The following is a 10,401-nucleotide window of genomic DNA, read 5'->3' on the forward strand; positions in this document are numbered from 1 at the left end:
ACGGGCGGGGGCGCGCGCCGGCATCCGGCGCGCGCCCCGGCTCACACCTTGCGGAAGCGCGCCTCGGTCACCGCGAACAGCCCGTACGCCGCGAACCCGGCCGCGACCACGAGGAGCAGCGCGGTGCCGTAGGGCTCGCCGGCCAGCGTCCGCAGCGCCGCGTCGAGCCCGCGCGCCCGGTCCGGCTCGTACCGCCACGCCGCCAGGACGAACAGCACCCCGGCGATCCCGTACGCCAGCCCCTTGGCCACGAAACCCGCCGTGCCGAGCCGGCGCACCAGCCGTCGGGTCGCCGCCGCCATCTCGCCGACCCGCAGGTGCTTCTCGAAGCGCCCGGTGACTCCGACGAACGCCAACCATCCCCCGAGCCCGGCCAGGACCAGTCCCGCCACGAGGACGGTGAGCCGTCCGCCGCTCGACGCGAGCAGGCCCTCGGCGGTGTCCTGCTGGGTGTCGGCGCTTGACGACTTCTTGCCGCGCGCCACCTTCACTCCGCTGAACGCGAGGTAGAGGTAGAACGCGGCCCGGCCGGCCGACGCCAGCCGCTCGGTCGGCCGGCGCTCCCGGAGCATCTCCAGCACCTGCCAGACCGCCATGGCCACCAGCCCGACGACGATCGCCACGACGAGCACCAGGCCGAACGGCTCGTCGGCGATCTCCTGCATGGCGCCCGACTGGTCGCCGTCGGCGGCCGGGCCGCCCGAGGCCACCCGGACGACCACCCAGGCGAAGAGCAGGTGCAGAATGCCGTAGCCGACGAAGCCGGCCCGGGTGAGACGTTCCAGCGTGGGATTGTCGGCGGCGCGGGAGACGGTGCCGCGAGCCCGCGAGGACAGCGATGACATGCGTCGACATTCACCCGTAGCGGCTCCGGCGAAACGTGGGCGAGGGCGAGGCCGTCCGCGGCGGCACACCCGGCGGCGATGCGGTCGTGTCTATGCTCGTGGTCATGTCCCTGGGGAGCGCGGGCGGCGCGGACCGCTGGTTCGAGTCGGCGACCGGGACGGGCGGCGGGGCCGAGGTGTTCGTCTTCCCGTACGCCGGTGGCATCGCCGCGTCGTTCACCCCCTGGCAGGAGGCGGCCCCGCCGGAGCTGTCGGTGCGGGTCGCGCAGCTGCCGGCCCGGGGGGTCCGGTTGCACGAACCGCCCGTCGACGATCTGACCGAGCTGGTGGCGGAGCTGACGACGGCGGTCACCGAGCGGGCGTCGGGCCCGTTCCTGCTGTTCGGGCACAGCCTGGGCGCGCTGGTGGCGTTCGAGGTGACCCGGGAGCTGCGTCGCCGGGGCGGCCCCGATCCGCTGGCGTTGCTGGTCAGCGGCGCCGAGGGGCCGCAGACCCGGCGGGTCGCGCGGCGCTGCCACGAGCTCGACGACACCGACCTGATCGAGGCGCTGCGCGACTTCGGGGTCACGTCGGCCGCGCTGCTGGCCGACCGGGAGCTGATGGAGCTGATCCTGCCGGGGGTCCGGGCCGACTTCGCCCTGTCCGAGCGGTACGCCTACCGTCCCGAACCGCCGCTGGAGCTGCCGGTGCACGTGCTGCTCGGCGACCGCGACGAGCACGTCGACCCGGACCGGGCGGCCGGGTGGGCGCGGGACTGCGCGGCCCCGCCGCGGGTCCACGTGTACGCCGGGGGGCACTTCTTCCTGGCCGAGCACCGGTCGGCGATCCTGGACCTGATGCGACGCATCGTCACCTGTCACACCGCTCCGGCGCATTCCGCGACAAAGGACAGGTAAGGACCCACCGGTGCTCGGGGGCTTCCACGATGCCGGCCGGCGGACATGGTGGATCGACGAGACGCGGTGCTAGAGTTCGCCATTCCTTCGTCGAGGAACGCCGCTGCCGAGGCGGCACACCGTAGCGCGCGCCGAGGTGCTGATGAGCCGGCCGTACCTGCCGTCCCTGGTCCTGCGCGACTACCTGCACGCGGTGGCGACACTCCACCCCCACCTGCGCGGGATGCTCGACTTCGGGCGGCCGGGCGCGGCCGAGGCGCTGGCCGAACTGGCCGCCACGGTGAGCGAGTTCGACACCGACTCCACCGGCCGGGGTGACTCGTACCGCCGGGCCCAGCGCGACACGCTGGTGCGCTGGACCGGGATGCGGCAGCTGCTGGAGCTGGCCACCCCGGCGGACGCCGAGCCGGTCACCCTGATCCTGGACGTGCTCGGCGGCGACGGCACCGTGGCCCGCGCCGCGAGCGGCCAGTCCGCCTGCTTCGAGTCCAAACTGGCGTTCGTCACCGGTGACGTGTCCGGCCACATGGTCGACCGGGCGCTCGCGCACGGCCTGCCCGCCGTCCGCCAGGCCGCGCACTTCCTCTTCCTGCGCGACGGCAGCGTGGACGCGGTGCTGCTGGCGTACGGCACCCACCACATCCCGGCGCACCGGCGGCCACCGGCGGTGGCGGAGGCGGCCCGGGTGGTCCGCCCCGGCGGCCGGATCGTGCTGCACGACTTCGACGAGTCCAGCCCGATGGCCGGGTTCTTCGCCGAGGTGGTGCATCCGCACGCCGCCGGCGGCCACGACTACCGGCACTTCACCCGCGCGGAGCTGGCCGGCCTGTTCGCCGACGCCGGCCTGCCGGTGCGCGTCGTCGACCTGTACGACCCGCTGATCGTGCGCGCCGACACCGAGCGGGCCGCGTACGCCGGGATGCGCGACTACGTCGGCGACATGTACGGCGTCCGGGACTTCTTCACCACGATCGGCGACGACGCGGTGTGGCGGTTGCTCACCCACCACTTCGACCACACCGGCTACCTGACCGCGATCGGCGGTCGGGACGGCATCCCGGTCCGGCCGGTGGTCTACCGGGCCGACGGGCAGTTCGTCGCCGAGGTGCCCCGGATGGCGATCGTCGCGACCGCGACCAGGACGGCGTGACCAGCATGTCCGATCCGCGCTACCTACCCGATCTGGTGCACCGGCCCACCGGCCCGGACGCCGACCGGATCGCGGTCGTCGCCCCCGACGGCGAGCTGAGCTACGCGCGACTGTGGGAGCGGGCCGACGCGACGACGGAACTGCTGCGCCGGGCCGGCGTCCGGCCGGGCGACCGGGTCGGCCTGCACCTGCACCGGTCCGCCGACTACGTGACGGCGCTGCTGGGGACGCTCGGGTCGGGCGCGGTCGCGGTCCCGGTCGATCCCGAGCTGCCCTCCGGCCGGGCCGAGCAGATGCTCGCCCTGGCCGCCCCGCGCGTCGTGCTCCACGCGGACCGGCCCGCGACGGTGGCCGTACCGGCGGGCACTCTCTGGCGCGACGTGCGTACCGCCGGGGTGGGGGCAGGCCTCGACCCGCCGGACCGCGCGGGCTGGGCGCCGCCCGCGGAACAGGCCGCGCTGGTGTTGTTCACCTCGGGTTCCACCGGCCGGCCGAAGGGGGTGGTGTTGCACCACGCCGGGCTGGTCAACCGGCTGGCCTGGGGCCACGACCGGTTCGGCTTCACCGCCGAGGACCGGGTGCTGCACAAGGCGTCGATCGGGTTCGACGCGTCGGTGCACGAGATCTTCGCCCCGCTGGTCGCCGGCGGCGTCGTGGTCGTCGCCGGTCCGGGGCTGCCGTTCGACAGCCTCGGCCTGGTCCGGCTGATCCGGCGGGAGGCGGTCACCACCGCGCACTTCGTGCCGACCATGCTGCGGCACGTGCTGGACGAGCCGGAGTTCGCCGGCTGCGGGACGCTGCGGCGGGTGCTGTGCGGCGGCGAGGCGCTCGACATGCGGCTGGTCCGGCGGCTGCGGGAGGTGCTGCCGTGCGGGCTGTTCAACGGGTACGGCCCGAGCGAGACCTCGATCAACGTGTCCTACTGGGACTGCGCGGAGCCGTACGCGGGCAGCATCGCCCCGATCGGCCGGCTCGTCGACGGCGTGGTCGCCCACGTGCGCGACGAGGAGGGCCGGCCGGTCGCCGACGGGGACACCGGTGAGCTGTGGCTCGGAGGGGTGGCGGTCGGCCTGGGCTATCTGGGCGACGACGCGCTCACCGCGGCACGCTTCCGGCCCGACCCGGAGCGGCCGGGCGGCCGGCTCTACCGCACCGGCGACCTGGTGCGGGTCGCGCCGCAGGGGTTCCTGGAGTTCCGGGGCCGGGTCGACGACCAGGTCAAGGTCCGGGGCGTGCGGGTGGAACCGGGCGAGGTCGCGGCCGTGCTGCGCGAGCATCCCGCGGTGCACGACGCGGTGGTGGTGACCGTGCCCGACGCCGACGCCGGGCCGCGCCTGGTCGGCTACGTCGTGCCCCGGCCGAGACGCGCCCCGACGGTCGGTGGGCTGCCCCGGTTCCGGCTGCCCAACGGCATGGCGGTGACCGCCGCCTCGCCCGACGAGGCGGTCTTCCTCTTCCGGCAGATCTTCGACCACGCGGAGTACTCCCGGTTCGGCGTCCGCCTCGGTGACGGCGCGGTCGTCGTCGACGTGGGCGCAAACATCGGCCTGTTCGCGCTCTGGGCGACCCGGCAGGCCCGCGACGTACGCCTGGTCGCGGTCGAACCGAATCCGGACACGCTGCCGTACCTGCGGGCAAACCTCGGCCTCTACGCCGCGTCGGCGTCCGTCGTCGAGGCGGCGGTGACCGACGTCGCCGGCACCGCCGAGCTGATCTCGTTTCCGGAGCTGAGCTACCTGTCCGGCCTCGGCGCCGACCGGGCCGGGGCGGCGTCGGAGCTGGTCCGGTCGCACTACCGGCACGGCGGCGCCGCCGCCGACGACGCCGAACGGGCCGCGCTGCTGGCGGACGCGCGCCGCCGGCTGACCCCGGTGGCGCACGTCGTGGCGACGGTGACCCTGTCCGAGCTGTTGGACCGGTTCGCGCTCGACCGGGTCGACCTGCTGAAGGTCAACGTGGAGGGCGCCGAGTTGAGCGTGCTGCGCGGGGTGCGCCCGGAGCACTGGCCTCGCGTCCGCCAGGTGTGCCTGGAGGTCGAGCGCAGCAGCGTCACCGCGCCACCGGCGCGGGAGCTGCTGTCGGCGGCCGGGTTCACGGTGCACGAGATCGGCGACTGGAACGTCGGCGCCGACGCCGACGTCAGCTACCTCTACGCGGTGCGGTCGGGGGAGCAGCCGCCGGCCGGGTCGCCCTGGGCCGAGCCCGCCGACCAGATGCTGACCACCGCCCAGCTCCAGGGCTACCTGGCGTCGGCGCTGCCGTCGGCGATGCGCCCGGACCAGATCGTCCTCGTCGACGACCTGCCCCGGCTGCCCAACGGCAAGGTGGCGCGGCGGGAGCTGCCGCCGCCACCCCGGCCGCGGGCGGACCTCGCCGCCGAACCGGGCGGCGTGCTCACCGACCGGCTGCGCGAGGCGTGGCGGGTCACGCTCGGCGTCGACGCGGTCCACGACGACGACAACTTCCTCGCCCTCGGCGGGCACTCGCTGACCGCGCTGCGGGTGGCGGTGCGGGTGCGCGAGATGGCCGGCCTGGAGGTCAGCCCGGCGGGCTGCCTGCGCGCCGGGTCGTTCGCCGACTGGCTGACCCGGGTCACCGACGGGGGACGCGATGTCCGCGCCGCCCGGTGACGCGTCCCGGCACGTCGTCGTGGTGGGCGGCGGGCGGCTCGCCCGCGCGCTCTGCGACTCCCTGGCCGCGATCCACACCCCCGTCCGGCTCCGGGTGACCGTGCTGGCCCGCGACCCGGGCGCGGCGGACCGGCTGGCCCGGGGCGCGCAGGTGCGGGCCACGGTCGCCGGCACCGCCGTCGGGTTCGCCGCCCGGCCGTTCACCCCGTCCACCACCGACCCCGGGACCGGGTACGCCGCCGACGCCGCGTCGATGGCCCGGCTCCGGCCCGACGTGCTGGTCTGCGCCGCGTCGGCCCAGTCGCCGTACGAGCGGACGCACGCGCCGTCGGCCTGGACGGAACTGGTCACCGCCGCCGGGTTCGGGGTGACGTTGGCGTTGCAGGCCGAGCTGGTGTCCCGGCTGGCCGCCGCGCTGGCCGCCGGCGCGCCGGACGCGTCGCTGGTGAACGCCGCCTTCCCCGATGCGGTCAACCCGCTGCTGGCCGCGGCGGGCCGGCCGGTGCTCTGCGGCATCGGCAACGTGGCGACGCTGGCCGCCTGCCTGGACGCCGCGCTGGGCGGCCCCGGGCCCCGGCGGTTGGCCGTGCTCGGCCACCACGCCCACCTCGCGGCACCCGAACCGGCCGCCGCCGACGACACCGCCGAGGTGCGCGCCTGGCTGGACGGCCGGGAGGTCCCGGACGTCACGAGGCTGCTCGCCGGCTACCGCGCCCTGCCCCGCCCGGAGCTGAACGCGCTGGCCGGGCACGCCGGGGCCGCCGTGGTGGCGGCGCTGGCCGCCGGGGTGGACGAGGTGGTGGCGAACCTGCCCGGTCCGCTGGGCCTGCCGGGCGGCTATCCGGTCCGACTGCGCGACGGCCGGGCCGAACTGCGCCTGCCGGCCGGCGTCGACGTGGCGCACGCGTCGGCCTGGAACACCGCCGCCGGGCGCCGGGACGGCGTCGAGGTCGACGACGGCCACGTGCGTTACCCGGAGCGGGCCCGGGCGGCGCTGGCGGCGTACCGGCCGGACCTGGCCGGCGGTTGGCACGCCGGCGAGCTGCCGGACGTCTTCGCCCGGTTCGCCGCCCTGCGTGACCACCTGCGAACGGTGCCGCCGGCGCCGGCCCGTGTCCGGAGTGTGTGGGAGGAAGCCCGATGTCCGTGACCGCCCCGACCACCCGCAACCTGATCACCGACTACCAGGACGTCATCGCCTCGGCGGTGCGGCGGTGCGGCGCGGTCCCCGGCGACGCCGCCGGCACGCCCGGCTTCGCGCCCGGCTTCGACCTGCCCGAGCTGACCCCGGCCGTGCGCGACTTCTACGCCGCCGCCACGGTGCGCTGGGCCCCGCTCGGTGAGTACGGCGGTCACCGCCTTCACCTGCTCGACCTGACCGGCAACCCGGGCACCCGGACCACCAAGACGTTCGCGTCCCTGGTGATCGTCGCCCGCGCGGTGGAACACATCCGGCGTACCGGAGCCCGGCTGCGCATCGTCACCCCGACCTCCGCCAACAAGGGTGTCGCGCTGCGCGACGCGGTGGCCCGCGCGTACGCGGCCGGGCTGGTCACGCCCGAGCAACTCGCCATCGTGGTGCTCGCGCCGCGGGCGACCCGGCACAAGTTCCGCCACGACGCGCTCGCCGCCGACCCGGTCGCCCGCCGGCTCAACCCGCTGCTGCGCTACACCGGCGACGACCCGGAGGGCGTGAAGGCGCTCGGCCGCGCGTTCGTCGACGCGTACGCCGCCCGGCTGCACGACGAGCAGGGCGTCACGCTCTGGTACACGCTGGACCTGAAGAACTACCTGGTGGCCGACGCGGCCCGGGCCGCATTCGAGGCCGATGTCGCCCCGACCGGCGGGGCCCCCGCCCGCTGGCACGCCCACGCCGTCTCCAGCGCGTTCGGTCTGCTCGGCTACAACCTCGGCCGCGACGTGCTGGAGGCGGCCGGCCGGGCCGACCCGGACGACCGTCCCGGTTTCCTGCTCGTGCAGCACCTCGGCACGCCCGACATGGTGCTCAGCCTGCGCCACGGCTCGTTCGCGCGGGACAACGTCCCGACCTGGACCCGCGACGAGAGCCTGGACGCCTGGACGCAGGACAAGGACCCGCGCTTCCCGGCCGTCACCGACGACCCGGCCGAGGTGCTCGACCCGACCTTCTACACCCACCGTCCGGTGACCTCCCCGGCGATGAACGCGCTGATCGACAGGCACGGCGGCGACGGCATCGTGGTGTCGCGGCGCGAGTGCGTCAAGCGCTACCCGGCGGCCCGGGGACGGCTGGCCGACGCCGGGCTCGTGCTGCCGGCCGAGCCCGGACGACTGCGGGAGTGGTCCATCGTGATGGCGCTGACCGGCGTCTGCAACGCCGTCGACCGGGGCCTGGTGCCGGCCGGACACGACATCGTGGTGCACGGCACCGGCAGCTACGCCGACGACTTCACCGTCGCCGACGCGGACGCCGAGGTGTCCACCGTCGCCGACGTCGCGGCGGCCGTCGTGGGCCGGCGGTGAGCCCGACGCCGGCCGCCCACCCGCTCGGCCTGCCCGCCGGGCCGGCCGCGCGGCTCGTCGCGCGGGCCCGGACCGCCGGGGTCGAGCCGGCCACCGTGGTCCTCACCGCGACCGCGCTGCTGGTCCGTCGGTACACCGGCGCCCAGGTGGTCACGCTGGGCCACGGCGACGAGCCGGTGACGCTGGACCTGACCGTCGACGCCCCGATCCTTCAGCTGTGGCGCGCGCTGCGCCCGGCGCCGCCCGGCGTCATCCCCGACGCGGTCGTCCGGATCGACCCCGACCTGCGTGCCGGCACGCTGACCGGCCTGCCCGACGACTACGCCGACGACCTGCACGCCGACCTGGTGGAGCTTCTGTCCGCGCTCGACCCGGACGCGTCGTCGGCCGACGTGCTGCGTGCGGCCCGCTACGAGCGGCGTCCGGCGCCCGACCTGGGCCGGCTGCACGGCGGCGACGGCACCGAGGCCGACGCCGTACGCGGGGAGACGATCCCCGCCGCGTTCGCCGCGGTGGTCGCCGCGCACCCGGACCGGATGGCGGTGTTGGCCGACGACGCGACGGTGACCTACCGCGACCTCGGCGCGGCGGTGACCGCGACCGCGGCGGCGCTGACCGGGCCGGGCGACCCCGCGACGCCGCCCGCGCCGGTGGCGGTGCTGTGCCGCCACGGGGTCGCCACGATCACCGGGATCCTCGCGGCGCTGGCGTCCGGGTCGGCGTACGTGCCGCTGGACCCCGTGTTCCCGACCGTCCGGCTGGCCGGCATGATGCGCGACGCCGGGGTACGGGCCGTCGTCACCGACTCCGCACACGCGCGGCTCGCCGCCACGCTGGCCGCCGACGCCGGGCTGCCGGCGCTGCCCGTGGTGCCGCTGCGACCGGGCGTTCCCGGGTCCGGCCGGCCGGTGCCGCCCGGCCCGGCGCGGCCGGACGACCCGGCGTACGTGCTCTACACCTCCGGTTCGACCGGGCGGCCCAAGGGGGTGGTGCAGAGCCACCGCAACGTGCTGTTCGGCATCCGCAACCACGTGCGCAACTTCGCCGTCCGGCCGGACGACCGCACCAGCGTGCTCACCTCGTTCGGCTACGACATGGCGGTCACCGACACGTTCGCCGCGCTGCTGTCCGGCGCCGCCGCCGTCCCCGTCGACGTGCGGGCGCACGGCCTCGGTCACCTGGCCGGCGCGCTCGCCGACCGGGGCGTCACGGTCTACCACTCCACCCCCACCGTCTACCGCTACCTGGTGGCGAGCCTGGGCGACGGCGGGCGGCTGCCGTCGGTCCGGGCGGTCCTGCTCGGCGGCGAGGAGGTCACCCGGCACGACGTGACGCTGGCCCGGCGGTCGTTCGCGCCGGGTGCGGTGTTCGTCAACGGGTACGGCACCACCGAGATCAGCTTCGCCACGCAGCACCACCTGCCGCCCGACGCCCGACCGGAGCGGGCCGTGGTGCCGATCGGGCACCCGCTGCCGGGCGTCGAGGTGGTGCTGACCGACCCGGCCGGGCGCCCCACCTGCCGGACCGGCGAGGTCGTCGTGCGCACCCCGCACGTCGCGCTCGGTTACCTGGGGCTGCCGGAGCTGACGGCGGCCCGGTTCACCGAGCACGACGGGGTGCGGGCGTACCGGACCGGGGACGTCGCCCGGCGGCTGCCCGACGGGACGCTTGTCTTCCTGAGCCGCAGCGACCGGATGGTGAAGATCCGCGGTTACCGGGTGGAGCTGGGTGAGGTCGAGGCCCACCTGGCCGGGCTGCCCGGGGTGGGCCGGGCGGCCGTGGTGGCACGGCGTGGCGCGGCCGGCGCCGGCGAGCAGGAGATCATCGGGTACGTCGTGCCGGCCGGGGCGGACCTGCGGCCGGCGGAGCTGCGGGAGCGGCTGGCGGCGGTGCTGCCGGACTTCATGGTGCCCCGGGCCGTGGTGCCGGTGGCGGACCTGCCGACCGGCCCGACCGGCAAGCTCGACCCGGCCGCCCTGCCCGACCCGGACGCGGAGGCCGAGGGTCCGACCGGTGGGCCGCCGTCGGGGCCGGTCGAGGAGACCATCGCGGCGGGCTGGCGCGCGGTGCTGGGACTGCCCACCGTGGACCGGCGGGTGAACTTCTTCGCCGCGGGCGGCCACTCGCTCCAGCTCGCCCTGGTGCAGAAGCACCTGGAGGACCAGCTCGGGCGGCGGGTGCCGCTGGCCCGGCTGGTGGAGTTCCCGACGGTGGCGTCGCTGGCCGCGCACCTGACGGCGGGAAGCGCGGTCGACCTGCCGGAGGACGGCCGCCTGGCGGCGGTCGGCCGCCGGATGGCGCGGCGCCGGGCCGCGCGGGGCGGCGACCCGGGGGAGGGCGAACCGTGAGCGTGAGGAACGCAGCGCAGCGGAGTCCCG

Annotated in this window: 7 protein-coding genes; 6 read left to right on the forward strand and 1 reads right to left on the reverse strand. The window is 76.2% G+C overall.

What is annotated here, in order from left to right; genetic code table 11:
- Positions 1 to 41: 41 nt before the first annotated feature.
- Positions 42 to 845, reverse strand: a complete 804-nt coding sequence (locus TPA0908_RS17165) for a DUF1206 domain-containing protein (protein ID WP_281939143.1) — start codon at positions 843 to 845, stop codon at positions 42 to 44.
- Positions 846 to 949: 104 nt separating this feature from the next.
- On the opposite strand from TPA0908_RS17165, the gene TPA0908_RS17170 reads away from it, so the two are divergent.
- From TPA0908_RS17170 to TPA0908_RS17195, 6 genes are all read left to right on the forward strand, one after another.
- Positions 950 to 1,741 (forward strand): thioesterase II family protein, encoded by a 792-nt coding sequence (locus TPA0908_RS17170; RefSeq protein ID WP_281939144.1) that lies wholly within the window; start codon positions 950 to 952, stop codon positions 1,739 to 1,741.
- Positions 1,742 to 1,883: 142 nt separating this feature from the next.
- Positions 1,884 to 2,891, forward strand: coding sequence for a class I SAM-dependent methyltransferase (locus TPA0908_RS17175; protein WP_281939146.1), 1,008 nt, complete (start codon positions 1,884 to 1,886; stop codon positions 2,889 to 2,891).
- A gap of 5 nt (positions 2,892 to 2,896) precedes the next feature.
- On the forward strand, positions 2,897 to 5,521 hold the full coding sequence (locus TPA0908_RS17180; RefSeq protein WP_281939339.1) for an amino acid adenylation domain-containing protein: 2,625 nt from the start codon (positions 2,897 to 2,899) through the stop codon (positions 5,519 to 5,521).
- Positions 5,502 to 6,671: a potassium transporter TrkA gene (locus TPA0908_RS17185; protein WP_281939148.1), complete on the forward strand. Its 1,170-nt coding sequence runs from the start codon at positions 5,502 to 5,504 to the stop codon at positions 6,669 to 6,671. Before TPA0908_RS17180 ends, TPA0908_RS17185 begins: the two co-directional genes overlap by 20 nt.
- Positions 6,662 to 8,023 (forward strand): DUF6002 family protein, encoded by a 1,362-nt coding sequence (locus TPA0908_RS17190; RefSeq protein WP_281939150.1) that lies wholly within the window; start codon positions 6,662 to 6,664, stop codon positions 8,021 to 8,023. The genes TPA0908_RS17185 and TPA0908_RS17190 overlap by 10 nt, the downstream gene beginning before the upstream one ends.
- A complete protein-coding gene (locus tag TPA0908_RS17195; RefSeq protein WP_281939153.1) occupies positions 8,020 to 10,371 on the forward strand; it encodes a non-ribosomal peptide synthetase in 2,352 nt (783 codons plus the stop codon). The genes TPA0908_RS17190 and TPA0908_RS17195 overlap by 4 nt, the downstream gene beginning before the upstream one ends.
- Positions 10,372 to 10,401: the final 30 nt, after the last annotated feature.

It is taken from the genome of Micromonospora sp. AKA38 (assembly GCF_027925725.1).
Taxonomy (GTDB): domain Bacteria; phylum Actinomycetota; class Actinomycetes; order Mycobacteriales; family Micromonosporaceae; genus Micromonospora.

What these genes read in the sequence shown, in the direction of transcription:
- TPA0908_RS17165 (WP_281939143.1), bottom strand. Translation starts at nt 845, where the DNA reads ATGTCATCGCTGTCCTCGCGGGCTCGCGGCACCGTCTCCCGCGCCGCC.
- TPA0908_RS17170 (WP_281939144.1), top strand. Translation starts at nt 950, where the DNA reads ATGTCCCTGGGGAGCGCGGGCGGCGCGGACCGCTGGTTCGAGTCGGCG.
- TPA0908_RS17175 (WP_281939146.1), top strand. Translation starts at nt 1,884, where the DNA reads ATGAGCCGGCCGTACCTGCCGTCCCTGGTCCTGCGCGACTACCTGCAC.
- TPA0908_RS17180 (WP_281939339.1), top strand. Translation starts at nt 2,897, where the DNA reads ATGTCCGATCCGCGCTACCTACCCGATCTGGTGCACCGGCCCACCGGC.
- TPA0908_RS17185 (WP_281939148.1), top strand. Translation starts at nt 5,502, where the DNA reads ATGTCCGCGCCGCCCGGTGACGCGTCCCGGCACGTCGTCGTGGTGGGC.
- TPA0908_RS17190 (WP_281939150.1), top strand. Translation starts at nt 6,662, where the DNA reads ATGTCCGTGACCGCCCCGACCACCCGCAACCTGATCACCGACTACCAG.